Source organism: Bordetella sp. H567 (genome assembly GCF_001704295.1).
In the GTDB taxonomy this organism is placed as follows: domain Bacteria; phylum Pseudomonadota; class Gammaproteobacteria; order Burkholderiales; family Burkholderiaceae_B; genus Bordetella_C.
Genome location: NZ_CP012334.1, coordinates 5461603 through 5488387, shown reverse-complemented (window position 1 = coordinate 5488387; position 26785 = coordinate 5461603). Strand labels below are relative to the sequence as shown.

Annotated in this window: 20 protein-coding genes and 1 tRNA gene; 17 read left to right on the top strand and 4 right to left on the bottom strand. The window is 64.7% G+C overall.

Features of this window, described 5'->3' with window-relative positions:
- Positions 1 to 30: 30 nt before the first annotated feature.
- From tuf to rpoC, 10 genes are all read left to right on the top strand, one after another.
- The gene (gene tuf, locus AKI39_RS24590; protein WP_066641803.1) at positions 31 to 1221 is read left to right on the top strand and encodes an elongation factor Tu; all 1191 of its coding nucleotides are present in this window, start codon (positions 31 to 33) and stop codon (positions 1219 to 1221) included.
- Positions 1222 to 1531: 310 nt separating this feature from the next.
- Positions 1532 to 1607: transfer RNA gene (locus tag AKI39_RS24585), tRNA-Trp, on the top strand.
- Between the two features lie 72 nt (positions 1608 to 1679).
- On the top strand, positions 1680 to 2060 hold the full coding sequence (secE, locus tag AKI39_RS24580; RefSeq protein WP_066643718.1) for a preprotein translocase subunit SecE: 381 nt from the start codon (positions 1680 to 1682) through the stop codon (positions 2058 to 2060).
- A gap of 10 nt (positions 2061 to 2070) precedes the next feature.
- Positions 2071 to 2604 carry a transcription termination/antitermination protein NusG gene (gene nusG / locus AKI39_RS24575; RefSeq protein ID WP_066357456.1) on the top strand — a complete coding sequence of 178 codons (534 nt, stop codon included), beginning with the start codon at positions 2071 to 2073 and terminating at the stop codon, positions 2602 to 2604.
- Between the two features lie 77 nt (positions 2605 to 2681).
- Positions 2682 to 3113, top strand: a complete 432-nt coding sequence (gene rplK / locus AKI39_RS24570) for a 50S ribosomal protein L11 (RefSeq protein ID WP_066641826.1) — start codon at positions 2682 to 2684, stop codon at positions 3111 to 3113.
- A gap of 2 nt (positions 3114 to 3115) precedes the next feature.
- Positions 3116 to 3820 (top strand): 50S ribosomal protein L1, encoded by a 705-nt coding sequence (rplA, locus tag AKI39_RS24565; RefSeq protein WP_066641824.1) that lies wholly within the window; start codon positions 3116 to 3118, stop codon positions 3818 to 3820.
- A gap of 283 nt (positions 3821 to 4103) precedes the next feature.
- Positions 4104 to 4628: a 50S ribosomal protein L10 gene (rplJ, locus tag AKI39_RS24560; protein WP_066641820.1), complete on the top strand. Its 525-nt coding sequence runs from the start codon at positions 4104 to 4106 to the stop codon at positions 4626 to 4628.
- A 78-nt stretch (positions 4629 to 4706) separates the two neighbouring features.
- Entirely contained in the window at positions 4707 to 5090 is a 384-nt protein-coding gene (rplL, locus tag AKI39_RS24555; protein WP_066641819.1) for a 50S ribosomal protein L7/L12, read from the top strand.
- Between the two features lie 170 nt (positions 5091 to 5260).
- A complete protein-coding gene (gene rpoB, locus AKI39_RS24550) occupies positions 5261 to 9373 on the top strand; it encodes a DNA-directed RNA polymerase subunit beta (RefSeq protein ID WP_066641818.1) in 4113 nt (1370 codons plus the stop codon).
- Complete coding sequence (gene rpoC, locus AKI39_RS24545) at positions 9373 to 13620, top strand: DNA-directed RNA polymerase subunit beta' (RefSeq protein WP_066641817.1); 4248 nt, start codon at positions 9373 to 9375, stop codon at positions 13618 to 13620. The genes rpoB and rpoC overlap by 1 nt, the downstream gene beginning before the upstream one ends.
- A 165-nt stretch (positions 13621 to 13785) precedes the next feature.
- On the opposite strand, the gene AKI39_RS24540 is transcribed toward rpoC, so the two are convergent.
- From AKI39_RS24540 to AKI39_RS24530, 3 genes are all read right to left on the bottom strand, one after another.
- Positions 13786 to 15420 (bottom strand): hypothetical protein, encoded by a 1635-nt coding sequence (locus AKI39_RS24540; RefSeq protein WP_145925373.1) that lies wholly within the window; start codon positions 15418 to 15420, stop codon positions 13786 to 13788.
- A 253-nt stretch (positions 15421 to 15673) separates the two neighbouring features.
- Positions 15674 to 16135 carry an MEKHLA domain-containing protein gene (locus AKI39_RS24535; RefSeq protein WP_066641814.1) on the bottom strand — a complete coding sequence of 154 codons (462 nt, stop codon included), beginning with the start codon at positions 16133 to 16135 and terminating at the stop codon, positions 15674 to 15676.
- An 18-nt stretch (positions 16136 to 16153) separates the two neighbouring features.
- Positions 16154 to 16555, bottom strand: a complete 402-nt coding sequence (locus tag AKI39_RS24530) for a TssQ family T6SS-associated lipoprotein (protein WP_066641813.1) — start codon at positions 16553 to 16555, stop codon at positions 16154 to 16156.
- Between the two features lie 337 nt (positions 16556 to 16892).
- On the opposite strand from AKI39_RS24530, the gene AKI39_RS24525 reads away from it, so the two are divergent.
- From AKI39_RS24525 to AKI39_RS24510, 4 genes are read left to right on the top strand one after another with little or no spacing between them, the layout of a single operon-like run.
- Positions 16893 to 19262 carry a type VI secretion system Vgr family protein gene (locus AKI39_RS24525; protein WP_066641812.1) on the top strand — a complete coding sequence of 790 codons (2370 nt, stop codon included), beginning with the start codon at positions 16893 to 16895 and terminating at the stop codon, positions 19260 to 19262.
- Positions 19263 to 19295: 33 nt separating this feature from the next.
- Positions 19296 to 19691, top strand: coding sequence for a hypothetical protein (locus AKI39_RS25935; protein WP_066641811.1), 396 nt, complete (start codon positions 19296 to 19298; stop codon positions 19689 to 19691).
- 40 nt (positions 19692 to 19731) lie between these two features.
- Positions 19732 to 22332: a DUF2169 family type VI secretion system accessory protein gene (locus tag AKI39_RS24515; RefSeq protein ID WP_066641810.1), complete on the top strand. Its 2601-nt coding sequence runs from the start codon at positions 19732 to 19734 to the stop codon at positions 22330 to 22332.
- Positions 22333 to 22345: 13 nt separating this feature from the next.
- Positions 22346 to 22738: a DUF4150 domain-containing protein gene (locus tag AKI39_RS24510; RefSeq protein ID WP_066643716.1), complete on the top strand. Its 393-nt coding sequence runs from the start codon at positions 22346 to 22348 to the stop codon at positions 22736 to 22738.
- A 51-nt stretch (positions 22739 to 22789) separates the two neighbouring features.
- Here the strand turns inward: AKI39_RS24510 and AKI39_RS24505 are convergent, their stop codons facing one another.
- Positions 22790 to 23512 carry an FHA domain-containing protein gene (locus tag AKI39_RS24505; RefSeq protein ID WP_066641809.1) on the bottom strand — a complete coding sequence of 241 codons (723 nt, stop codon included), beginning with the start codon at positions 23510 to 23512 and terminating at the stop codon, positions 22790 to 22792.
- A 491-nt stretch (positions 23513 to 24003) separates the two neighbouring features.
- Between AKI39_RS24505 and AKI39_RS24500 the strand changes: the two genes are divergently transcribed.
- The 3 genes from AKI39_RS24500 (at position 24004) to rpsG (ending at position 26769) form a co-directional block, all read left to right on the top strand.
- Complete coding sequence (locus tag AKI39_RS24500; protein ID WP_145925372.1) at positions 24004 to 25302, top strand: serine/threonine protein kinase; 1299 nt, start codon at positions 24004 to 24006, stop codon at positions 25300 to 25302.
- A gap of 389 nt (positions 25303 to 25691) precedes the next feature.
- Positions 25692 to 26069, top strand: coding sequence for a 30S ribosomal protein S12 (gene rpsL, locus AKI39_RS24495; RefSeq protein ID WP_066641807.1), 378 nt, complete (start codon positions 25692 to 25694; stop codon positions 26067 to 26069).
- A 229-nt stretch (positions 26070 to 26298) separates the two neighbouring features.
- On the top strand, positions 26299 to 26769 hold the full coding sequence (rpsG, locus tag AKI39_RS24490) for a 30S ribosomal protein S7 (RefSeq protein ID WP_066641805.1): 471 nt from the start codon (positions 26299 to 26301) through the stop codon (positions 26767 to 26769).
- Positions 26770 to 26785: the final 16 nt, after the last annotated feature.

Below are 26785 nucleotides of genomic sequence, written 5' to 3'. Positions count from 1 at the left end.
CAGATCCGCACATCCAGTCAGGAGTCAGCCATGGCAAAAGGCAAGTTTGAACGTACCAAGCCGCACGTGAACGTGGGTACGATCGGTCACGTGGACCACGGCAAAACGACGTTGACGGCGGCGATCACGACGGTGCTGTCGACGAAGTTCGGCGGCGAAGCGAAGGCGTACGACCAGATCGACGCGGCGCCGGAAGAGAAGGCGCGCGGTATCACGATCAACACGGCGCACGTGGAATACGAAACGCAGACGCGTCACTACGCGCACGTTGACTGCCCGGGGCACGCGGACTATGTGAAGAACATGATCACGGGTGCGGCGCAGATGGACGGCGCGATCCTGGTGGTGTCGGCCGCGGACGGCCCGATGCCGCAGACGCGCGAGCACATTCTGCTGAGCCGCCAGGTGGGCGTGCCGTACATCATCGTGTTCCTGAACAAGGCGGACATGGTGGATGACGCGGAGCTGCTCGAGCTGGTGGAAATGGAAGTGCGCGAGCTGCTGTCGAAGTACGACTTTCCGGGCGATGACACGCCGATCGTGAAGGGTTCGGCCAAGCTGGCGCTCGAAGGCGACAAGGGCGAGCTGGGCGAGCAGGCGATTCTGAAGCTGGCCGAGGCGCTGGACACGTACATTCCGACGCCCGAGCGCGCGGTCGACGGTACGTTCCTGATGCCGGTGGAAGACGTGTTCTCGATCTCTGGCCGTGGCACGGTGGTGACGGGTCGTATCGAGCGCGGGATCGTCAAGGTCGGCGAAGAAATCGAAATCGTCGGGATCAAGCCGACGGTGAAGACGACGTGCACGGGCGTGGAAATGTTCCGCAAGCTGCTGGACCAGGGCCAGGCCGGTGACAACGTGGGTATTCTGCTGCGCGGCACCAAGCGTGAGGAAGTCGAGCGTGGCCAAGTGCTGGCCAAGCCGGGTTCGATCACGCCGCACACGGACTTTGACGCCGAGGTGTACATCCTGTCCAAGGAAGAAGGCGGCCGTCACACGCCGTTCTTCAACGGCTATCGTCCGCAGTTCTACTTCCGCACGACGGACGTGACCGGCACGATCGAGCTGCCCAAGGACAAGGAAATGGTTCTGCCGGGCGATAACGTGTCGATGGTGGTCAAGCTGCTGGCGCCGATCGCCATGGAAGAAGGCCTGCGCTTCGCCATTCGCGAAGGCGGTCGTACCGTGGGCGCCGGCGTCGTCGCCAAGATCCTCAAGTAATCCGGCCCGGGCGGGGCAAGGCCCCGCTCGAGAATTCGCTGGACAAGCCGGCAAGGAAAGTAGTATTATGGATGGTTCCGCTAGGTTCCATCCTTCGTTTTTGGTGTTCGTTACCAGAACGCGTGATCCAGACGGGTGTAATTCGTCTGGATTTATAACCCGGATGGGCTCATTCGAACCGGCAAGCCCGAAACGGCTTTTCGGTAACGGGCCCACGGAACGCGAAGCGGGGAAAGCGAAGGTAAAGGGTCTCTGGCTGGCTGTGCTCTACCATCCTGTGCGGTGGTTCTGCCCAACAGCGCGTGACTAGAGGGGTATAGCTCAATTGGCAGAGCGTCGGTCTCCAAAACCGAAGGTTGTAGGTTCGATTCCTACTGCCCCTGCCAACTCGCCTTCCCTTCCCCAGCCTGCCGGAAATCATCGCGAGCTGCGCATATATGGCGGGCTTGCAGCGCAAAATGTCTAATACCAGCGTCGAAACCGTAACCAGTACCGCCGATCGGGTGAAGCTAGCCTTGGCGGTGCTCGTCATCATTGCTGGAATCGTTGGGTTCTCGGTGTTGAGCACGCAGCCCATGCCTGCTCGTATCGGGGTCTTCGTCGGCGGTTTGGTCCTGGCGGCCATCATTGCCTGGTTCAGCGAACCCGGACGCCGCACGCTCAGTTTCGCCAACGAGTCCTATAACGAAGTCAAGCGTGTCTCTTGGCCCACGCGCAAGGAAACGACCCAGATGACGGGCATCGTTTTCGCTTTCGTGGCCATCATGGGCATCTTCATGTGGGTACTCGATAAAGGCATCGAGTGGATCATTTACGGCCTGCTGCTGGGCTGGAAATAAGGGACGGCACATGAGCAAACGGTGGTATGTCGTCCATGTTTACTCCGGCATGGAAAAAAGCGTGCACAAGGCGCTGCTCGAACGCATCGAGCGGGCCGGACTGCAAACCTCCTTCGGGCGCATCCTGGTGCCCTCCGAAGAAGTCGTCGAAATGAAAGGCGGCCAGAAGTCGATTTCCGAACGGCGGATCTTCCCGGGCTACGTCCTGGTGGAAATGGATCTGACCGACGAAACCTGGCATCTGGTCAAGAATACCAACCGCGTCACCGGCTTCCTGGGTGGCTCGGGCAACCGGCCCACGCCGATCTCCGAGAAAGAAGTCGAAAAGATACTTTCCCAGATGGTCGAAGGCGTCGAAAAGCCGCGTCCCAAGGTCTTGTTCGAAGTGGGCGAGATGGTGCGCGTCAAGGAAGGGCCGTTCGCGGACTTCAACGGCAACGTCGAAGAAGTCAATTACGAGAAGAGCAAGGTGCGTGTGTCTGTCACCATTTTTGGTCGCGCGACGCCCGTCGAACTCGATTTCAGTCAGGTCGAGAAGACCTGATCCCGGTAGTCTCAACCCCTCAATCCCCCGGGGAGCCCGCGTCGAACGCGGGCGTTTGAACCCGCAAGGAGCAAAGCATGGCGAAGAAGATCGTCGGCTTTATCAAGCTGCAAGTGCCGGCTGGTAAGGCAAACCCCTCTCCCCCGATCGGTCCGGCGCTGGGTCAGCGCGGCCTGAACATCATGGAATTCTGCAAGGCGTTCAACGCCAAGACGCAGGGCATGGAGCCCGGTCTGCCGATTCCGGTGGTGATCACCGCCTTCGCGGACAAGAGCTTCACCTTCATCATGAAGACCCCGCCCGCGACGGTCCTCATCAAGAAGGCGGCGGGTGTGCAGAAGGGTTCGCCCAAGCCCCATACCGACAAGGTCGGCAAGCTGACGCGTGCCCAGGCGGAAGAAATCGCCAAGACCAAGGAACCCGACCTGACGGCGGGCGACCTGGACGCCGCGGTGCGCACCATCGCCGGCAGCGCCCGCAGCATGGGCATCACCGTTGAGGGGATCTGATCATGGCAAAACTGTCCAAGCGTACCGCCGCCCTGCGGGAAAAAATCGACCGCACCAAGCTGTATCCGGTCAACGAAGCGTTGAACCTGATCAAGGAAACCGCCACCGCCAAGTTTGACGAGTCCGTCGACGTGGCCGTGCAACTGGGCATCGACCCCAAGAAGTCCGACCAACTGGTCCGTGGCTCGGTGGTGCTGCCCGCCGGTACCGGCAAGAGCGTGCGTGTCGCCGTGTTCGCCCAGGGCGACAAGGCCGAGGCCGCCAAGGCTGCTGGCGCCGACATCGTCGGCCTGGAAGACCTGGCCGAGCGTATCAAGGCCGGCCAGATGGATTTCGACGTGGTGATCGCGTCGCCCGACACCATGCGTGTGGTCGGCGCCCTGGGCCAGATTCTGGGCCCGCGCGGCCTGATGCCGAACCCCAAGGTCGGCACGGTCACGCCGGACGTCGTTACGGCGGTGAAGAACGCCAAGGCCGGCCAGGTGCAGTACCGCACCGACAAGGCGGGTATCGTTCACGCCACCATCGGACGCGCCTCCTTCGGCGTGGAACAGCTGCAAACCAACCTGGCCGCGCTGGTCGACGCCCTGAACAAGGCGCGCCCGGCTGCCGCCAAGGGCGTATATCTGCGCAAGCTGGCCGTGTCGTCCACGATGGGCGGCGGTGCTCGCGTCGAACTCGCCTCGCTGACGACGCCGGCGGCCTGATCGCCGACCGCCGTACAGCGGGCATTACAGAACTTTGGGCTGCGTCCGGATCCGTTCGGACGTTGCTGTCAAAGACCGCTGGAGCAAGTCGCCGTGCAACGGTGTCCTTCCCCGGAAGGACGTCAACGCCGGCGGTGAGCTTAATCCCGAAGCCCGTTCGGTTCGGATCCAGCGTAGACGGCGTCCCATGGAAGATTTCTTTATAAGAACTCGACCAGGTCGCCGCATTCGGTTGACGTTCCGGGCTTCCGCCCGAAGCGTCTTTTGATGGAGTGTTCAAACCGTGAGTCTCAATCGCCAAGAGAAAGCGGTGGTAATCGAGGAAGTCTCGGCGCAAGTCGCCAAGGCCCAGTCGATTGTTATCGCCGAGTACCGTGGTCTGGACGTCGCCTCTGTCACCGTACTGCGCAAGACTGCGCGTCAATCGGGCGTGTACCTGCGTGTTCTGAAGAACACGCTGGCTCGGCGCGCTGTGAACGGCACGGCTTTCGAGTCGTTGTCCAAGCAGCTGACCGGTCCGCTGATCTACGGGATCAGCGCCGATCCGGTCGCGCCGGCCAAGGTCCTTTCCGACTTCGCCAAAAGCAACGACAAGCTGGTCATCAAGGGGGGCTCGCTGCCCAACAACCTGTTGAACCAGGAAGGCGTCAAGGCCCTGGCCACGCTGCCTTCCCGCGACGAGTTGCTGTCGAAGTTGATGGGCACCATGCAAGCCCCGATTGCGCAATTTGCACGTACGCTCAACGAAGTTCCGACCAAGTTCGCTCGCGGCCTCGCTGCCGTGCGCGATCAGAAGGCCGCGGCCTGAGGCCTCGACTTCCCGGAAATCGTTGTACGACAAAGCGACACCGAACCTGGCATTACCAAAATCTGGAGTTCTTGAAAAATGGCACTTAGCAAAGCTGAAATCCTTGACGCCATCGCTGGCATGACCGTGCTCGAACTGTCCGAGCTGATCAAGGATATGGAAGAAAAGTTTGGCGTGTCGGCTGCTGCCGCTGCCGTGGCCGTTGCTGCCCCCGCTGCGGGTGGTGGTGCTGCCGCTGCCGCTGAAGAGCAGACCGAATTCACCGTCGTGCTGACCGAAGCCGGCGCGAACAAGGTGAGCGTCATCAAGGCCGTGCGCGAACTGACCGGCCTGGGTCTGAAGGAAGCGAAGGACCTGGTCGACGGCGCGCCGAAGCCCGTGAAGGAAGCCGTGGCCAAGGCTGACGCCGAAGCCGCCAAGAAGAAGCTGGAAGAAGCTGGCGCCAAGGTCGAAGTCAAGTAAGACCTTCTGCCAGTTGCCCGGGGACAGCGCAATTTGCCGTCCCCGGGCTTTTGCGTTTCCAGGAAACCCTAGTTGGCAGTGGGGTTCAGCGGGATTTCCTGGAGTCGTATCAGCGTCGTATCACCCCGGGCCGTGGTTGACGGCCCAAGTAACCTCGAGTCGGAGTGCTCATGCCTTACTCGTACACCGAAAAAAAGCGCATCCGCAAAAGCTTCGCCAAGCGTGAGGACGTCCAGGACGTTCCTTTTCTGCTGGCGACCCAGCTGCAATCCTACCTAACTTTTCTGCAGGCGGATACGCCCCCGTCGCAGCGAGCCAACGATGGCCTACAGGCGGCATTCTCGTCCATTTTCCCCATCGTCAGCCATAACGGAATGGCGCGTCTGGAGTTCGTCAGCTATGTGCTGGGCGAGCCGGTGTTCGATGTCAAGGAATGTCAGCAGCGTGGCTTGACCTACGCGTCGCCCTTGCGCGCGAAGGTTCGCCTGGTCCTGCTCGACCGTGAAGTCAGCAAGCCCACCGTGAAGGAAGTGAAGGAACAGGAAGTCTACATGGGCGAAATTCCGCTCATGACGGGCACCGGTTCTTTCGTCATCAACGGCACCGAGCGCGTGATCGTGTCGCAGCTGCACCGTTCGCCTGGCGTGTTCTTCGAACATGACCGCGGCAAGACGCACAGTTCCGGCAAGCTGTTGTTCTCGGCCCGCGTGATTCCCTACCGCGGCTCCTGGCTGGACTTCGAATTCGATCCCAAGGACGTCCTGTTCTTCCGTGTGGATCGTCGCCGCAAGATGCCGGTGACCATCCTGCTGAAGGCCATCGGCATGACGCCGGAAGGCATCCTCGGCGAATTCTTCGACTTCGACCGCTTCGAACTGAAGAGCGAAGGGGCGATGATGGAATTCATCTCCGAGCGCTGGAAGGGCGAAATGGCGCGCTTCGACATTTCGGATCGCGCCGGCAAGGTCATCGTCGAAAAAGACAAGCGCATCAATGCCAAGCACCTGCGTGACCTGGCCGCTGGCGGCATCGAGCGCATCTCCGTGCCGGAGGAATTCCTGTACGGCCGCGTGCTGGCCAAGAACATCGTCGACGCCGATACCGGCGAGGTCGTCGCGCACGCCAATGACGAGATCACGGAAAGCGTGCTGAGCGCGCTGCGCGCCGCCAACATCGGCGAGTTCCACACGCTGTACACCAACGACCTGGATCGCGGTCCCTATATCTCGCAAACCCTGCGCACGGACGAAACCGCCGATCAGATGGCCGCGCGCGTGGCCATCTACCGGATGATGCGTCCCGGCGAGCCGCCCACCGAGGAAGCCGTCGAGGCCCTGTTCCAGCGCCTGTTCTACAGCGAGGAAACCTACGATCTGTCGCGCGTGGGCCGCATGAAGGTCAACAGCCGCCTGGGTCGCGGCGAAGACATCACCGGGCCGATGACGCTGACCAACGAGGACATCCTCGCCACCATCAAGGTGCTGGTGGAGCTGCGTAACGGCCGCGGCCAGATCGACGACATCGATCACCTGGGCAACCGCCGCGTGCGTTGCGTCGGCGAACTGGCGGAAAACCAGTTCCGCGCCGGCCTGGTGCGCGTCGAGCGCGCCGTCAAGGAACGCCTGGGCCAGGCCGAGACCGAAAACCTGATGCCGCACGACCTGATCAACTCCAAGCCGATTTCAGCGGCCATCAAGGAGTTCTTCGGTTCGAGCCAGCTGTCGCAGTTCATGGACCAGACCAACCCGCTGTCGGAAATCACGCACAAGCGCCGCGTGTCCGCATTGGGACCGGGCGGCCTGACGCGCGAACGCGCCGGCTTCGAAGTGCGCGACGTGCATCCCACGCACTATGGCCGCGTCTGCCCGATCGAAACGCCGGAAGGCCCGAACATCGGCCTGATCAACTCCATGGCGCTGTACGCTCGCCTGAACGAGTACGGCTTCCTGGAAACGCCGTATCGCAAGGTCATCGATGGCAAGGTCAGCGACCAGATCGACTACCTGTCCGCCATCGAGGAAAGCCACTACGTGATCGCGCAGGCGAACGCGGCGCTGGACGAAGAAGGCCATTTCGTCGACGACCTGGTTGCTTGCCGTGAAGCGGGCGAAACCATGCTGACGGCGCCGGGCAACGTGCACTACATGGACGTCGCGCCGTCGCAGATCGTCTCTGTCGCCGCTTCGCTGATTCCGTTCCTGGAGCACGACGACGCGAACCGCGCGCTGATGGGCGCCAACATGCAGCGCCAGGCCGTGCCTTGCCTGCGTCCGGAAAAGCCGCTGGTGGGCACGGGCATCGAGCGTACCGTGGCGGTCGACTCGGGTACCACCGTGCAGGCGCTGCGCGGCGGCGTGGTGGACCACGTCGATGCGGACCGCATCGTGATCCGCGTCAATGACGACGAAAACGTCGCCGGCGAAGTCGGCGTGGACATCTACAACCTGATCAAGTACACGCGTTCGAACCAGAACACGAACATCAACCAGCGTCCCATCGTGGCTCGCGGCGACAAGGTCGCCAAGGGCGACGTGCTGGCCGACGGCGCGTCGACGGACCTGGGCGAACTCGCGCTGGGCCAGAACATGCTGATCGCGTTCATGCCCTGGAACGGCTACAACTTCGAAGACTCGATCCTGATCTCCGAGAAGGTCGTGGCCGATGACCGCTATACCTCGATCCACATCGAGGAACTGACCGTCGTCGCCCGCGATACGAAGCTGGGACCCGAGGAAATCACGCGCGACATCAGCAACCTGGCGGAAACGCAGCTGAACCGCCTGGACGATTCCGGCATCACCTACATCGGCGCCGAAGTCGGTCCGGATGACGTGCTGGTCGGCAAGGTCACGCCCAAGGGCGAGACCCAGCTGACGCCGGAAGAAAAACTGCTGCGCGCGATCTTCGGCGAAAAGGCCTCGGACGTGAAGGACACCTCGCTGCGCGTGCCTTCCGGCATGACCGGCACCGTGATCGACGTGCAGGTCTTCACTCGTGAAGGCATCGTGCGCGACAAGCGCGCCCAGTCCATCATCGACGATGAACTGCGCCGCTATCGCCAGGACCTGAACGACCAGTTGCGCATCGTCGAAAACGACCAGTTCGATCGTATCGAGAAGATGCTGATCAACAAGACGGTCAACGGCGGCCCGCGCAAGCTGGCCAAGGGCGCGACCGTCACCAAGGCCTACCTGTCCGACCTGGACCGCTGGCAGTGGTTCGACATCCGCTTGGCCGACGAGCAGCACGCGCTGGTGCTGGAGCAGGCGAAGGAATCGCTGGAGCAGAAGCGCCACCAGTTCGACCTGGCCTTCGAGGAAAAGCGCAAGAAGCTGACGCAGGGCGACGAACTGCCGCCGGGCGTGCTGAAGATGATCAAGGTGTACCTGGCCGTCAAGCGCCGCCTGCAGCCGGGCGACAAGATGGCCGGCCGTCACGGCAACAAGGGCGTGGTGTCGCGTATCACGCCCGTCGAGGACATGCCGCACATGGCCGACGGTACGCCGGTCGACATCGTGCTGAACCCGCTGGGCGTGCCTTCGCGGATGAACGTTGGGCAGGTGCTCGAGGTCCATCTGGGCTGGGCCGCCAAGGGCGTGGGCCAGCGCATCGGCGAAATGCTGCGTGACGAGCGTACGGCGCAGGCCAAGTCGCTGCGCGCCTACCTGGAGAAGGTCTACAACACGACCGGAACGGGCGCGCGCGTGGCCGACCTGACGGACGACGAAGTCGTCGAAATGGCGCGCAACCTGAAGGAAGGCGTGCCGTTCGCGACCCCGGTGTTCGACGGCGCGACGGAAGACGAAATCGGCAAGATGCTGGACCTGGCCTACCCCAACGAGGTGGCCAACCGCATGCAGCTGACGGATACGCGCACGCAGGCCTGGTTGTTCGACGGCCGCACGGGCGAGAAATTCGAGCGCCCGGTCACCGTCGGCTACATGCATTACCTGAAGCTGCATCACCTTGTCGACGACAAGATGCACGCGCGTTCGACCGGTCCGTACTCGCTCGTTACCCAGCAGCCGCTGGGCGGCAAGGCGCAGTTCGGCGGCCAGCGTTTCGGGGAAATGGAAGTGTGGGCGCTCGAAGCCTACGGCGCTTCCTACACCCTGCAGGAAATGCTCACGGTCAAGTCCGACGACATCACCGGCCGTACCAAGGTTTACGAGAACATCGTCAAGGGCGATCACGTCATCGACGCCGGTATGCCGGAATCCTTCAACGTGCTGGTGAAGGAAATCCGCTCGCTGGCCCTGGACATGGATTTGGAGCGTAACTAATGAAAGCGCTACTCGACCTTTTCAAGCAAGTCTCTCAAGACGAGCAGTTCGATGCCATCAAGATCGGCATCGCCTCGCCCGAGAAAATTCGTTCGTGGTCTTATGGCGAAGTCCGCAAGCCCGAAACCATCAACTACCGCACGTTCAAGCCGGAACGCGACGGCCTGTTCTGCTCGAAGATCTTCGGGCCGATCAAGGACTACGAGTGCTTGTGCGGCAAGTACAAGCGCCTGAAGCACCGTGGCGTGATCTGCGAAAAGTGCGGCGTGGAAGTCACGGTCGCCAAGGTGCGCCGCGAGCGCATGGGCCATATCGAACTGGCCAGCCCCGTCGCGCACATCTGGTTCCTGAAGAGCCTGCCGTCGCGCCTGGGCATGGTGCTGGACATGACGCTGCGCGATATCGAGCGCGTCCTGTACTTCGAAGCCTGGTGCGTGATCGAACCCGGCATGACGCCGCTCAAGCGCGGCCAGATCATGTCGGACGACGATTTCCTCGCGAAGACCGAGGAATACGGCGATGACTTCCGCGCGCTCATGGGCGCGGAAGCCGTGCGTGAACTGCTGCGCACGATCGATATCGACCGCGAAGTGGAAACGCTGCGCGGCGAGCTCAAGGCCACTGGTTCGGAAGCCAAGATCAAGAAGATCTCCAAGCGCCTGAAGGTGCTGGAAGGCTTCCAGAAGTCGGGTATCAAGCCCGAGTGGATGGTCATGGAAGTGCTGCCCGTGCTGCCGCCGGACCTGCGTCCGCTGGTGCCGCTGGACGGCGGCCGCTTCGCGACCTCCGACCTGAACGACCTGTACCGCCGCGTCATCAACCGGAACAACCGCCTGAAGCGCCTGCTGGAACTGAAGGCACCGGAAATCATCTTGCGCAATGAAAAGCGCATGCTGCAGGAAGCCGTCGACTCGCTGCTGGACAACGGCCGCCGTGGCAAGGCCATGACCGGCGCCAACAAGCGTCAGTTGAAGTCCCTGGCCGACATGATCAAGGGCAAGAGCGGCCGCTTCCGCCAGAACCTGCTGGGCAAGCGGGTGGACTACTCCGGCCGTTCGGTCATCGTGGTGGGCCCGCAGCTCAAGCTGCACCAGTGCGGCCTGCCCAAGCTGATGGCGCTGGAGCTGTTCAAGCCGTTCATCTTCAATCGCCTGGAAATGATGGGTCTGGCCACGACCATCAAGGCGGCGAAGAAGCTCGTCGAAAGCCAGGAACCGGTGGTGTGGGACATCCTCGAAGAGGTGATCCGCGAACACCCGGTCATGCTGAACCGCGCGCCGACGCTGCACCGCCTGGGCATCCAGGCCTTCGAACCGGTGCTGATCGAAGGCAAGGCGATCCAGCTGCATCCGCTGGTCTGCGCGGCCTTCAACGCCGACTTCGACGGCGACCAGATGGCCGTGCACGTCCCGCTGTCGCTGGAAGCGCAGCTGGAAGCGCGCACCCTGATGCTGGCCTCGAACAACGTGCTGTTCCCGGCCAACGGCGAACCGTCCATCGTGCCGTCCCAGGATATCGTGCTGGGTCTGTACTACACGACGCGCGAGCGCATCAACGGCAAGGGCGAAGGCATTTTCTTCACCGACGTGGCCGAAGTCCAGCGTGCCTATGACAACGGCGAAGTCGAGCTGCAAAGCCGCATCACCGTGCGCCTGAAGGAATACGACAAGGACGAGCAGGGCGAATGGCAGCCCGTCGTGCGCCGCTACGAGACCACCGTGGGCCGTGCGCTGCTGTCGGAAATCCTGCCGCGCGGCCTGCCCTTCACGGTCCTGAACAAGGCCCTGAAGAAGAAGGAAATCTCGCGCCTGATCAACCAGTCCTTCCGTCGCTGCGGTCTGCGCGACACGGTGATCTTCGCCGACAAGCTGATGCAGTCGGGCTTCCGCCTGGCCACGCGCGGCGGCATTTCGATCGCCATGAACGACATGCTGATCCCGTCGGCCAAGGAGATCATCCTGGCCGAAGCCAGCAAGGAAGTGAAGGAAATCGACAAGCAGTACTCGTCGGGTCTGGTCACGTCCCAGGAACGCTACAACAACGTGGTGGACATCTGGGGCAAGGCCGGCGACAAGGTCGGCAAGGCGATGATGGAACAACTGGCGACCGAACCCGTGACCAACCGTCACGGCGAGGAAGTGCGCCAGGAATCCTTCAATTCCATCTACATGATGGCTGACTCCGGCGCCCGCGGTTCGGCCGCCCAGATCCGCCAGCTGGCGGGCATGCGCGGCCTGATGGCCAAGCCGGACGGCTCGATCATCGAAACGCCGATCACCGCGAACTTCCGCGAAGGGCTGAACGTACTGCAGTACTTCATCTCGACGCACGGCGCGCGCAAGGGCTTGGCCGATACCGCGCTGAAGACCGCGAACTCGGGCTACCTGACGCGCCGCCTGGTCGACGTGACGCAGGATCTGGTCATCATCGAAAACGACTGCGGCACCTCGCAGGGCTATTCGATGAAGGCGCTGGTCGAAGGCGGTGAAGTCATCGAACCGCTGCGCGACCGCATCCTGGGCCGCGTGGCCGCGGTGGACATCGTCAATCCGGATACGCAGGAAACCGCGATCGAAGCCGGCACGCTGCTGGACGAAGACCTGGTCGACCTGATCGACCGCATCGGCGTGGACGAAGTCAAGGTCCGCACGCCGCTGACCTGCGAAACCCGCCATGGCCTGTGCGCGCACTGCTATGGTCGCGACCTGGGCCGCGGCTACATGGTCAACGTCGGCGAGGCCGTCGGTGTCATCGCGGCGCAGTCCATCGGCGAACCGGGCACGCAGCTCACGATGCGTACCTTCCACATCGGTGGTGCGGCTTCGCGTTCGGCCCTGGCCAGCGCGGTGGAAACCAAGTCCAGCGGTACGGTGGGCTTCGCCAGCACGATGCGCTACGTCACCAACGCCAAGGGCGAGCGGGTGGCAATCTCGCGTTCGGGCGAAATCGTCATCCATGACGACAACGGCCGCGAACGCGAGCGCCACAAGATCCCGTACGGCGCGACCGTGCTGGTCGGCGACGGCGAAGGCGTCAAGGCCGGCGCCCGTCTGGCAAGCTGGGATCCGCTGACTCGGCCCATCGTGTCCGAGTACGCGGGCCAGGTCCGCTTCGAGAACATCGAGGAAGGCGTGACCGTCGCCAAGCAGGTGGACGAAGTCACCGGCCTGTCGACGCTCGTCGTCATCACGCCCAAGACGCGCGGCGGCAAGATCGTCATGCGTCCGCAGATCAAGCTGGTCAACGAGTCCGGCGAGGAAGTCAAGATCGCCGGCACCGATCACTCGGTGAGCATCTCGTTCCCCGTTGGCGCGCTGATCACGGTGCGTGACGGCCAGCAGGTGACGGTCGGCGAGGTCCTGGCGCGTATTCCGCAGGAATCGCAAAAGACCCGCGACATTACCGGCGGTCTGCCCCGCGTGGCCGAGCTGTTCGAAGCCCGTTCGCCCAAGGATGCCGGCATGCTCGCCGACGTCACGGGTACGGTCTCGTTCGGCAAGGACACCAAGGGCAAGCAGCGCCTGGTCATCACCGACCTGGAAGGCGTCAGCCACGAGTTCCTGATTCCGAAGGAAAAGCAGGTTCTGGTGCACGACGGCCAGGTGGTGAACAAGGGCGAAATGATCGTCGACGGTCCGGCGGACCCGCACGATATCCTGCGCCTGCAGGGTATCGAGAAGCTGGCCACCTACATCGTGGACGAAGTGCAGGACGTGTACCGTCTGCAGGGCGTGAAGATCAACGACAAGCACATCGAGGTGATCGTTCGCCAGATGCTGCGTCGCGTGAACATCGTCGATGCGGGTGATACGGAGTTCATCCCTGGCGAACAGGTCGAGCGTTCCGAGCTGTTGAACGAGAACGATCGCGTGGTTGCCGAGGACAAGCGTCCGGCTTCGTACGACAACGTCCTGCTGGGTATCACGAAGGCCTCGCTGTCGACGGATTCCTTCATCTCGGCCGCTTCCTTCCAGGAGACCACGCGTGTCCTGACCGAAGCCGCCATCATGGGCAAGCGCGACGAACTGCGTGGCCTGAAGGAAAACGTCATCGTGGGTCGTCTGATCCCCGCCGGTACCGGTCTGGCGTATCACATTGCCCGCAAGGACAAGGAAGCGTTGGAAGCGGCGGAACGCGAAGCCGCGCGCCAGCTGGCGAATCCTTTCGAGGAATCGCCGGTCACCATCGGTTCGGACATCGACAGCGATGCCGCGCCGGAAGCCGGCAACGAGCCGACGATCGAATAAGGGTTCATCCCTGCATTGCCGCCTTGCGCGGCAGCAACCCCAGGAGTCGGGCAGCCGTCCGATCCCTGGGGTTTTTTTTGGGGGCGTGGATCATGCACGCGCGCCGGGCGGCGTTCGTGCGCATCGCGCTTGTCGTACTCATGGCGCGCGGCGCGCCGGGCACGCCTAGCGCGTCTGGCGGAAGGAGCCGTGCAGCGGCCGGAAATCGGGCGCGATGCGGCCTTTGTAGATCAGCGATACGGCCTCGTCGCCGCGATGCGGCGCCAGATTGGCGGTTACCGAGACTTCATAGTCGCCATTGGTGCGCGCGGTGACGTCGAAGGACATGCGCGTCAGCGCATCCCCGGCGGGTACTGCCTCGGGATCCGGCCCGCCATTGTCCGTCGCGGCCTGGCGCCGCAGGTCCAGCTGCACGCGTGCGAAAAGCCGGGCCAGTATGGGCGTCGCCTGCATGCCGACGCGGCCCATGGTGCGTGAGAACAGATGGCCTGGCTGTTTGCCGGCGGGGCGCGAGGCAGCCTCGCCATCGCCACGCCGGCGGCGTTCCTGCTCGATGATCTGCAGCACCGCCTTGCGCCGCGGCGCCGGCAGGAAGGGCAGGTGACGCTCGAAGACCCGCAAGGTAGCGTCGGACATGCCGGCGACATACCGCTGGACGTCCAGGCCGTCCGCGCCGACCAGCGCCTTGGCGAGCAGCGCCGCCACCAGCGCGTCGCGTTGGGTACGCGTCAGGGGGGTATCGCCATTCATGGCCGCAACGCCTCGGGCCAGTATGTCGAATACGGCCCGTAGCGTCTGCGATGCCGGGCTCCCGTCGGCCGCGCCTTGCTTGAGCAGCAGCCGGCTGCGAACGATCAGTCGCGATCGCATGCATTGGTCCAGCGCATTCTTCAGCACCCGCGCGCAGGTCTTCACGCCGCCATCGTAGGCGGAAATCGTCAGCCGGCCATGCGTGGCCGGAATGGAGGCCGTATCGAAGGCCGCGCGCAAGGGCGTCGACGCCAGCACGGCCGCCGCGTTTTCCAGTTCGTCGTTGTTCCGGCTGTCGGCCAGGTCCCCCAGGAAGCGAATGGGACTTTCCCCGCGCCGCTCGCGGCTGCTTACCACGGCGGCCAGATCGCGCAACGGACCGTCCAGGTATTCCGGCGCGATGCCCTCCTGCGCCAGGGTGCGCAAGACAGCACCGAAGGGTTGCTCGCGGACGGCTATTTCGCGGTCGACCGCCCTGCAGCTGCGTTCGATGATCTGGCGGGTGCATGGGCCGGGCGATACCTTGTCCGGACCGGTCATGGCCACGCGCGGCAGATACTCGCGCAGCAGCAGGAGTTCGGTGAACGTGTATAGCGCCAGCGGCGGCAGGTACGGCGCCGCCGTATGGTCGCTGCTAGCGCCCTGCGTGTCATGCCCGGCCCCGGCGCCCGGCGGTGCGACGCGGCCTCCGGCGGCGACGTAAGCGGCCTCGTTGGCCAGCGTTTCCGCCAGCGCGAATGCCATGCGCGGGCAGTGCGGCTCGGCGCCGCCCAGCAGCGTTTTCAACAGACATTGATAGGCGGCGTCCAGGTTGACGCGTGCCTGCCGCAATGGACTGCCGGCGCGGGGCAGCGAGCGGTGCATCGCGGCGCGCAGCAGCCGCCGCACACCGCCCAGTACGCCTTTGCCCCGCGTCCCCGCGAGGGCTGCGGTGCGGTGTCCGGATTCAGGCTGTGCGGTGAAACGCTTTTCGCCCACCTTGCCGATGGGGGCGGGCTCGCGTGGCCCGGGGGTACCGGCGCCGCGACTTTGGGTTGGGACGTCTGTCATCGTCGGGATGCGCCCCGGCGCCATGCCGCCCGCATCCAGCCGGCGATACGCGTCGCCAGGATCGGCGGAAGGTTTGCTGGGAACAGGCCGAGTCTATGGGCGCCGGCCATCCCGGTCTGTCGGCGCGGCACCCGTTCATGCAGCCACCGCCATACCCCATGGCGTGGGAATATTCCGCGCAGGGGTCAGCACAAGCCCCGCACGGGAATCAGTGTGCGCGGCCGTGCGGGCGCATCCCTGTCCCGGCCGTGGATCAGAGATCGGCGGTACGCGGAATCACGACGGCCTGCCCAAGGACGGCCCCCGCGTCATCGCGCAATTCCCATAGCGTGGCTTGCTCGATCATGAATCGCTTGCCGGACTTGGTGATTCGTACGCCGCGATAGCCGGTTTCGAATCCTGTGCGGCGAACGCGTTCGAGGAAACGCGCGCGTTCCTCCTGGTTGGGCGCCTCGGCCGACAGGCGCGACGGCAACCGCACGATCTCGTCCCAGCTGTACTCGAAGCGCCGTTGCGCCGTGCGGTTCCCGTAGATGAAGCGGGGATCGGCATCGGTGTTGTGCGCCAGGACCGCGAAGGGCGCGTCCTCGTACAGCCATCGCGCGCCTTCCCGCGCCGCCATCGGCTGGGGCAGCAAGGGCTGCCCCAGCAGTCGTTCATAGCTGTCGGCCAACAGCTGGAAGAAGGCCGGATCGGCATGCAGGGGTAAAGCCACTACCTGTTCCTTGTGATATCAGCCGCCTTGCGCGGCTTTCGCGTGCTGGAACGCCGGCCCCCACTGGGGGTGGCCGATTTCGGCGGGACCGAGGTCGAATGCCGGTTCCAGTGCCAGGATGCGCTTGAAGTCATCCTCGCATAGCACTCGATAGCCTGTCACGCAGTAGCTGAAGGCCTGCAGCTTCAACGATTCCACGCGCATATCGACGGGCGCGGTCGCCAGCGCGTCCGACGTGGCGACCGTGCGGATGACCTCCCCATACGCGCCAGCCTGATAGCTGTCGCGTACCCGCGCCAGGGTATCGACCGCGGCCTGGCTGGGCGGCGCGGGCGGGGCCGGCGGGGTGGGAGGGGTGGTGGAACATGCGGCAAGCGCTGCCGCCAGGCCCAGCACGGCGAAACGAACAGGGATGTACATGTCGAAGCCTAGTGTTCTGGTTGGGACCGAGGCCGGGACCGGCCGGATGTGTAAAGCGCGACATATTGTGTCTTGGTGGCTGGCCAAATAACAAGCCGCTGGACGGACGAATTTCGTTCAGTGTAAGGCCCCCACGCCGTGAATGCCGCTGACGCCCGCCACTCTACCGAATGCCGCGGCGCGGAATAAGCGCGATGCCGGTAAAAGATGATAGCGAATGTTAATGAAACGTCCGCGACATTCGGCGCTTCTAGCATCGTCTATCCCGGCTGGCGCGTGCGCGCGACCGATGGGCATCGCGTCTTGCCGGTACCGCGCCGGTCATCCTGGAGCAAGCATGCAACGCATCGTCACGGCACACACCCCTCTGGGGCCCGATACTCTCCTCTTCCGGGCCATGAACGGTTCGGAAGGCGTATCGATGCTCTTCGAGTTCGAAGTGGAGCTGTTGTCCGAATCGTACGCCCTGGATCTTCGCGAATTGCTGGGCAAGCCGCTGTCGCTGGAGATCGCGGCCGCAGGGGGCGCACCCCGATACCTGAGTGGCCACATCACCCGCTGCACGCTGGTCGGTCGCGAAAACGCCACGTCGCGCCTGTACATCTACCGCGCCACGGTCAGGCCCTGGCTGTGGTACCTGACGCAGACCTCCGACAACAAGATATTCCAGAACAAGAGCGCACCGGACATCATCAGGGAGGTGCTGGCCGATTACCCCTTTCCTGTCGAATGGCGCCTGTCGGGCACCTACCGGAATTGGGAATACGGGGTGCAGTACCAGGAAACCGACTTCGACTTCATCAGTCGCCTGATGGAGCACGAGGGCATCTATTACTGGTTCCGCCACGAGCAGGACAGGCACACCCTGGTACTGACCGACGACATCGCGCAGCATGATTCCTGTCCCGGCTGCGAGACGCTGCCGTACTACGGCCCTGATCGCGTCGCGGTGCCGCGCGAGGAATACGTGAATGCATGGGAGCCGGCCGAGCAAATCACGCCCAGCGGCTTCGCCACGACGGACTTCGATTTCCGGCATCCCGGCACCAGCATGGACGCGCGGCGCGCCAACCCGGGGCCGTATGACGACGGCAAACTCGAGATCTACGAATGGCTGGGCGGCTATACCGACCCGGACCAGGGCGAACACTACACCCGCGTGCGCCTTGAAGGCCTGCAGTGCCGCCGCGAGCTGGTATCCGGCGCGTGCAATGCGCAGGGATTCGCGCCCGGCTACCGCTTCAGCCTGACCAACCATCCGCGTGGCGCGGAAAACCGTGAATACCTGATCGTCGCCGCGCACTATCACATCCGCGAGGGTGGCTACGCCAGCGGGACACCGGATCCCATGGCCTTCGACGTGGGCTTCACCGCGCTGCCGTCCAGCGTGCAGTTCCGTCCGCCCCGCGTGACGCCGCCGGCCTATACGCACGGGCCGCAAACGGCGACCGTGGTGGGCAAGGACGGACAGCAGATATGGACCGACGAATACGGACGCATCAAGGTCCAGTTCCACTGGGACCGCGTCGGGCAGCGCAACGAAAACAGTTCATGCTGGGTGCGGGTATCCAGCCCCTGGGCCAGCGGCGGATTCGGCGGCATCCAGCTGCCACGCCGCGGAGACGAAGTCGTTGTGGATTTCATCGGCGGCCATCCCGACCGCCCCATCGTGATCGGCCGCGTCTACAACGGTGCCAATATGCCGCCGTGGGAGCTGCCGTCCAATGCGACGCAAAGCGGGTTCCTCTCGCGCACGCAAGACGGAACACCGCGCACCGCCAACGCATTGATGTTCGAGGACAAGCCCGGGCAGGAGGAAATATGGCTGCATGCGGAACGCAATATGCGCACGGAAGTCGAGGCGGACGAGCACCGCAGTGTCGACGGTTCGCGCACCACGACCATCGGCGGTGACGACACGACTACGATCGCCGGGACCCGTACCATCCATGTGCAGGGCGCCGACGCCTTGACTGTCGGCCAGGCCCGTTCGGTCACTGTTACGGATAACGAAACCTACACCGTCAACGGCGCGCGCGCGCTGCACGTGTCCGGCGGCATGGCCACGGAGAGCTTCGACCAGGGGCTGACGACCACGGTCTCGGCCGATGGCGAGACCCGCACAGTCACCGGCCCCTTCAAGGAAACGCTCAATACCGGACAAGAGGTGCATGTGAGCGCGGGCAACGCGCTGCACGACGTGCAGGCGGGAACCTTGACGGCGCAGGCGCAAGGGCAGGTCACCACGCAATCCTTTGCCGCGGGCATGACGCTGCTGGCCAAGAGCGACGTGCATATCGAATCGCAGGCCGCCGGGATGGACGCGAAGGCCGCGCGGCAGATCACGGTGACGTCGACCGGCGCGGGCATCGATATGACGGCGCCGCAGAAGATCACGCTGACCAGCGATACCGATGTGGTGCTGAACGGCAAGCAGGTCAAGGACCTGTCGACCAAGAGCTGGCTCAAGGCCACGCCGTTCGGCTTGAACCTGACCATCGCGCAGGCGACGTTCGGCCTGGGCAACGCGACGGTATGGCGCTCGAATGTCGGCGTGGCCGTATCCAAGGCCGACGTCAGTGCGATCAAGACGGACATATTCGGCATGTCGAGCAAGATCGGCGCCACGGAATACAAGAACAACGGCTTGGCCACGGAAACCGCGGCCGCGAAGAACCTGTTGACCGGACTGTTCACGATCATCTAACAGTGCACGCAAGGATACGAGGAGCAGCAGATCATGGAAGGGCTGGGATTGCCGGAATGGGCGGGATGGACATCGCTGGTGTTGTTGATCATCGTCGCGGAAGGCGGGATGGCGCTGTACATGGCCAGGCGGCGCCAGCATCGGATGCTGGCGTTGGCGCAGGCGCGCGAGACCGTGCAGCGAACCGGCGTTCCCGCGACGGCGCGGATCCTGCGCACGGTGGATACGGGCACGCGGTTGGGTGCGGACCGGTTCTTCGTCTGGAAGCTCAGTCTTGCCGTGGACCACGCCGCCCAAGGCGCCTTCGAAACGGAAATCCGCGTACCGATCTCGCCGGTCCGCTTCGGTGATTTCGCGGAAGGACGAGACATCCGGGTGCGCATCGACGCGCACAGCGGCAAGGTGGTCGTGGACCAGCGCACGGAATGAGCATGGCAAGCCTGCGTCGCACCCGGGCCCGGAGCGCCGCATGCGCGTCGTGAAGCCGTCGCGCCTGAGCGTGCTGACACGCCCGTATCGCTGGCGCGGCACGGATATGCTGGGCGCGGCCGTCATGGCCATGGCTACGCTGGATGATCGGCGCGCCCTGATGCCGGAGCAGGAGCTGTGGCGCGTGGGATCCGAAGAGGCGGGTGGCCTGCTCGATCTGGGCCTGCCGAAAGCCGAGGCTGAATTCCTGATCAGCGGCCTGGCCTACACGCGGCACCAGACGGATAAAACCGCCTGTGCCGTACAGGCCCGGGTGGGAGGCCTTGAAAAATCGCTGCTGGTCTTCGGCGATCGCTACTGGCTTGATGGCCACGCCACCGCGCCGGCCGCCTTCGATGCGATACGGGTGGATTGGGCGCATGCCTATGGCGGCCCCGATCATCCTGGCAATCCGCTGGGACTGGGCATCCGGGCGCAACGGATCAACGGCGTGCAGGCGGTGCCGCTGCCCAATGTGGAGCTCCCGCATGGCCGCGTGACGCGGCCCGGCCAGGACGTGCCGCCCGCCGGCTTTCACGCCATCGCGCCGGATAATCCGGAGCGCTTCGCCCGCATGGGCACGAGGTACGACGAACACTGGCTGCGGCAGGACTTCCCCGGATTCGCCGCCGATATGGACTGGCATTACTTCAATGCCGCGCCGCCCGATCAATGGTGGGTGGGCCGTTCCGAAGTCCCGGCCGGGGCGGAATATGAAATCAGGAACATGCATCCGGATTGCGCCGTGCAACGCGGACGCCTGCCCGATTGGCGGGTGCGCTGCTTCGCCAACCGCCATGGGCCCGCCGCGGCGCTGCGGGAAATCGCGATGCGCCTGACGACGGCGTGGTTCTTTCCACACCGTGATCGCGTCCTGCTGATCTGGCACGGCGCGATGGAGATCGCCGAAAGCGACGCGGCCGATATCGCCCACGTCATGCCGGCGATCGAGTTGCCGGATGCGAGCCGCGGCATGGAGCATTACGAGGACGTCCTGCGGCGCCGCACCGATCCGCGCGAAGGGGCGATACACGCCTTGCTGGACGGCGACCTGGCCGCGGCGGCGCTATATGCCGATGCGCCCGATCCGCCCTTGCCCGATGTCGCCGCGCGGCCGCTGGCCCGTAATGTGTACGCGGGCACCGAACGGCGGCGCGCGTCGTATCGGCAGACGCTGGCGGCCGAGGGGTTGAATCCCGATGACTTCCTGCCGCCGCCCATGACGCCGCCGCCGCGTATCAAAATGGACGAGCTTCCCGCGCTGCTGGAACAAGCCGGCCAGGAACGCAAGAAAGGCGAGGATTTGCTGGCGCGCGCGCGCGACGACATGCTGCGCGATCCCGACCTGCGGCGTGTCGGTGAAGCGGCCGGCATGGACATCGACGCCATTGCCCAGCCGGACGCGGGCGGCCCCCTGACGGCGCGTTTCGATCCCGGCGCGCTCAAGCGACAGCTGCGCGAATTCCAGGAACGGTTTCCCGCGGCGCGCGCTACGGCGGATTCGACGTCGATGCAGGTCGACCAGCTCTATCTGCATACCGCGCATATCGGCGCCGGCCCCGACGCCATGCCGCCGTTGCGCGCGCGGCGCACGCGGCGTCGGCTGGCGGCGATATACCGGCGCGATCGCGACTTCACCGGCATGCACCTGGTCGGCGCGGATCTATCCGGCATGGACCTGCGGGGTAGCTGTTTTCGTGGCGCATCGCTGGAAGGCGCCACGCTGGATGGGGCCTGCCTGGACGATTGCGACTTCACGCAAGCCGTGCTTGCGCGGGCCTCGATGTCCGCCGGTTCGCTGGCGCGCGCCCGGTTCGATCGCGCCAACCTTGCCGCCGTGCATTTCGACGGCGTGTCGCTGGCGGCGGCGGACCTGGACCAGGCGACGCTGGACAGCGCGCGCTTCTCGTCGTGCTCGTTCGCGGCCGCGCGACTGACCCGTACGCGGCTGGGTGAAAGCCGCTTCGCGCAATGCGATTTCCGCGGCGCCACGCTGGAAGAGGCCGTGCCGCTGAAGGCCGTGTTCCAGGCCTGCCATTTCGGTGACGCGGTGCTGCACCGCTGCGCCTTCATGGAATGCACGCTGGCGGACACGGTGTTCTCGCGCGCCCGCCTGACGCGCTGTGCCTTTGTCCATGGCGTATTTGGCGCGGCCGTGGATTTCAGCGGCGCGCGCCTGGAGATGTCGTCGTTTTCCAGCGGTACGCAGCTGCCTCATGCATGCCTGGACGACGCCGAGCTGCGGCAGTGCGGTTTGCGTGGTGTCCGGCTCGAAGGCGCCAGCCTGGCGCGTGCCCGCCTGCACGGGAGCGACCTGTCCGAATGCGTGTTCGTGGACGCGTGCCTGGACGACATCCAGGCCTCCGAAAGCCTGTTCGTGCGCGCCGACTTCACCGGTGCATCGCTGCGCGGCGCGAACTTGATGCAGAGCCTGATGGGCCGGGCCGATTTCACGCGGACCGATTTGCGCGGCGCGAATCTGTTCCGCGCCGATCTGGGCGAAGCGTTGTTGGATGGCAGCACGTCGTTAAGCGGCGCCTATACCGCCGGCGCGAAACTTTGGCCCCGGCGCCGTGCAGGCGCGGCCGGGCCGTCGTCATGACATGGGAGCCGATATGTTTGCGAACTGCCAATTGATGGGGCTGGACCTGGCGTTTCCGGATTGCTGCAAGACGCCTCCGGCGGCCATGGCCCCATTGCCCTATCCCAACACCGCGCTGGGACCGACCGCGATACCGAATGCATGGAATGTCCTGTTCATGGCGGCGCCTGCCCACAACATGGCCACCGTCACGCCGATCACGCTGGGCGATACGCCAGGGGTCGCGGGTGGCCTCATTTCGCAGACCTTCATGAGCCAATCGCGCCATCTGACCGGCGCGTTCACGGTGCTGATTCTCGGTACGCCGGCCACGCGCATGACCAGCCTGTCGCTGCAGAATCGCGTCAATGCGCTGGGCATGCGCATCGTGCCCAGCCAGCCCACCGTACTGCTGCTCGCGCCTTAGCGGCGCGTCCGCATGGCGGGGCGCGCAGGGCGGCCGCGCCATGCGTGAGGTTCAGCGCCGTACCCGCGGCGGCGTCATTGGATTGCCGTATTCGGGGGCGTCATCGCGCATCGCGCGTTGTCCCGACGCGCCGGTGCCGCCACGCAGGGTTTCCGCGATCGGGTCGAGCCGGCGCGATGCGAGGGGATCGTCCGCGGGCAGCATGGCCGGCGTGGGATCCGACAAGGCATGGTAAGCGCTGCCGCCTTGGTCCGGGAACAGGGCCAGCGGGTCGCGCTGGCCTGCATCATGGCGCCATTCATGGTCTTGCAGCTGCGCCAGTGGGTCATCGGGATTGCGCGATATCGCGCTCTCCATATCGAACGGATGCACGCCCAGGTCAGACATGCTCGCCACGGGCAGCGTGCCGGGGCCGATCAGGTCGCTGAATACGTCGCCCTTTGCTTGCGTTGCGCCGTCCTGGGCGCTGTCCGTCTCCACGTGCATCACATATGGCCCGATCGCCACTTCATCGCCGTTTTCCAACGACTGCTCGCGCGTCGCCTGCACCGCGACGCCGTTGACCGATACCGTGCCCATGGCGCTGAGATTCGCCAGGCGCCAGCCGCCATCGCCGTAGCGCAGCGCGGCCTGGACGCGGCACACGTCCGGCGCGTCCGCCAGGACCAGCTGGTTTTCCGCGGCGCGTCCTATCGTGCCGCCGGGCGCCAGGAAAACGGCTTGCGCGGCGGTGTGGGCTTGGGCGTCGAGGCGACGGTTCACGTTCAGCTTCATGATTCGGATCTCCGCGGCGGGGTGCCGTGTCATCGAAAGGGAAAGGACGGGGAAACGAAGGGCTGCGAAACGGCAGTGCCCGGCTGCGATGGCAATCGGCTGCACGGCCGACCGCCGATGATAGCCATCCGCAAGGCCGGTACACGTCTATTTTTGCAGTCCAATATTTCCGCTTATGACGGCCCGCGCCGGACGGTGGGCGCGGGCGGTTTCCCGTGGCAGCGGGTCTCGCCGACTGCTCACAGGGCCATCCGGCCAGGGCCCTGCACTGAAGAGCTGGAATCAAAAATCCGAGCAAAAACCAGGGAGACTTGGTGTAAGCATCCGCGCTTCGTGATTCAATCCATTTCTTGCCATCGGCAAAACGACGGATAGCGCTGGCATGAGCCATACCAAAAAGGGTAGGCGGCCTGACGCAGGCACGCCGCGCACAGGCCGCCCAAGGCGGGCGGCCGCAGGAGAAGCGGGAGATGGGGTTCGGAGTCAAAACGATGTCTGTATCGCCGGCGTTCATGCCTGGGGCGGAACATCCCGCGCCGGAGCCTTTTGGGTATCGACCTTTGGCCGCGATCGCGGCGGCCGCGGCGGGCGGCGTGCCGCAGAAGCGGATTGGCCGCGTGGTGTCCGAGATCGCGCCGGAGCTCATGGCCGCGCACGGACAGGGCAAGGTCCATGGGGCGATTTCCGTCCAGACGGTCGGGCTGGACGAATTCGGCTATGCGCACGTCATGGTGCCGGTCCTCTATCCCGACCATCCGCGCGCCATGGAGCCGGCGTCCTGCTTTGCCGCGGTGGAGCAGTTCGACCCGGACCCCGTGCAGGCCTGTGGCCCGTGGACCGACGTGTACGGCCTCTGCGCCGTCATGTGTTCGCTGGTCAGCGGGTCGCCGCCGCCGCATGCCCTGGCGCGGCGCGTCGAGGATCAGTACGTCACGCTCGCGACGCGCAGGCCCCGAGGCTATGACGAGGCCTTCCTGGCGGTGATCGACCAGGGCTTGTCCCTGGACCCGGCCCTGCGCCCGCAATCCATCGCGGACTTGTGCGGCATGCTGGGGATATCCTGCGTACCTGAAACCCAGGAAGACGGCGGCGGCGAATCGGAGCATGCCGCGGCCGCACCCATTCCGCGCCATGCCGCCGGACAGCGGCGCGGCGGCGCTGGCGCCAGGCGGTGGCTGGTGGGCATGATCACGATCGCGGCCGGCGTGCTCGCCGCCGCCTGCCTCTGGGCCTGGATGAGCCAGGACGATGCGCGGGACGATCTCCTGGCCCGGCGGGCGGCTCTCGCATCGCGGGCCACCGGGTATTCCGGCCCGTCCGGCGCCGAGCGCGCCGGGCAGGATGCGGCGGCCAGCGGGCGGGTGTCCGCGGGGGCCCCCGGCCCGGGGCAGCTCGATGTCGGCGATGACGACGACGCCGGCCGGTCGCCGGATCCACAGTCCCTGGCGGTGCCGCCCAGGTTGCAGGGTCCGCCCGCGGCGCCGGTGGAGTCCGCTTCCCCGGGCGCGGCCCCGAACGGCCCGGCCGCCAATGCCCTTGCGCCGGAGGCCGGGGGCGCGCCCGCCGCGCGTGCGGTCCGCCCGGCCACCGTGGCGGTCAAGGTGGACATCCAACCCTGGGGCGAAATCTTCATCGACGGCGTGTCGCGCGGCATCAGCCCGCCCGTCAAGAGCCTGAACCTGCCGGTGGGGCGTCATACCGTGGAGGTGCGCAACGCCGGCCTGGCGCCGTACCGGGCCTCGTTGGAGGTGAAGGCGGGCCAGCCGGCGGTGATCCGTCACGTGTTTTGATGAGGCCTGCGCTAAAGCGTTCCGTCCGTGCCCCCAAGGGATTTCCCTTGGAAATCTTTTGACAGCCCAGCGAATCTACGCTAAATTCATGGGCTCACTGATTTATTTGCGTGCAAAACGACGCAGCGGATCGGCGGTAAGGTTGGTGGCCAATGGCTCACGGTTGTTGTCAACACTGCCGGTCGCTATCGGATCTGGCCGAACTGGCCAGATCCGACACCGTCGCTTTGTGCGCTTTATTTGTCTGCAAGACCCGCTCTTTTACGTAAATGTTTGAGGCGGTTTTGCGCGAACTGCCTCCCCTGTGAACCGCGGCAGCAGGCCGCCGCGGCGGTGGGGGCGAGTACGAAAGTACTTACCAGTGGTACGTAAAAGGGATTTCAAAGGTCATGCCTACCATCAGCCAACTCGTGCGCAAGCCGCGCGAAGTCAGCATCGTGAAGAGCAAGAGCCCCGCGCTCGAAAATTGCCCTCAGCGACGCGGTGTGTGCACCCGTGTGTACACCACCACCCCCAAGAAGCCGAACTCCGCTCTGCGTAAGGTCGCCAAGGTTCGCCTGACCAATGGCTACGAAGTCATTTCGTACATTGGCGGCGAAGGCCACAACCTGCAGGAACACTCCGTCGTGCTGGTGCGCGGCGGTCGTGTGAAGGATCTGCCGGGCGTGCGCTACCACATCGTCCGCGGCTCCCTGGACCTGCAAGGCGTGAAGGATCGCAAGCAGGCCCGTTCGAAGTACGGCGCCAAGCGTCCGAAGAAGGCCTGATAGGGCGCGGGCCTGCGTGGATAACGCAGGGCCATCGCCGATCCACGCACGCCGCGGCCGCAAGGCCGCCATGGCGTCCGCGTGGCAATAAGTACCGGTGGGCGGCAGGCCGCCCGCCACCGTGCAGCCGCGCCCGGTTTGGCGCGGCACGTAAGTGGTCATCCCGTTTGGATGGCCGTGGCCATGGCGCAGGCCGTGGTTCAACTGAACTGACACAAGGAAGCAAGAAATGCCCCGTCGTCGCGAAGTCCCCAAGCGCGAGATCCTGCCCGATCCCAAGTTCGGCAGCGTCGAGCTCGCCAAGTTCATGAACGTTGTGATGCTGGACGGCAAGAAGGCCGTCGCCGAGCGCATCGTCTACGGTGCCCTGGAGCAGGTGCAAAGCAAGAGCGGCAAGGATCCGCTGGAAGTCTTCAGCACCGCCATCAACAACATCAAGCCCATCGTCGAAGTGAAGAGCCGCCGCGTCGGCGGCGCCAACTACCAAGTGCCGGTTGAAGTGCGCCCCGTGCGCCGCCTGGCCCTGGCCATGCGCTGGCTGCGCGAAGCCGCCAAGAAGCGTGGCGAAAAGTCGATGGACCTGCGCCTGGCTGGCGAACTGCTCGATGCGTCGGAAGGTCGCGGCGCCGCGATGAAGAAGCGCGAAGACACGCACAAGATGGCCGAAGCCAACAAGGCTTTCAGCCATTTCCGCTGGTAATCAAAGGATTTATCAA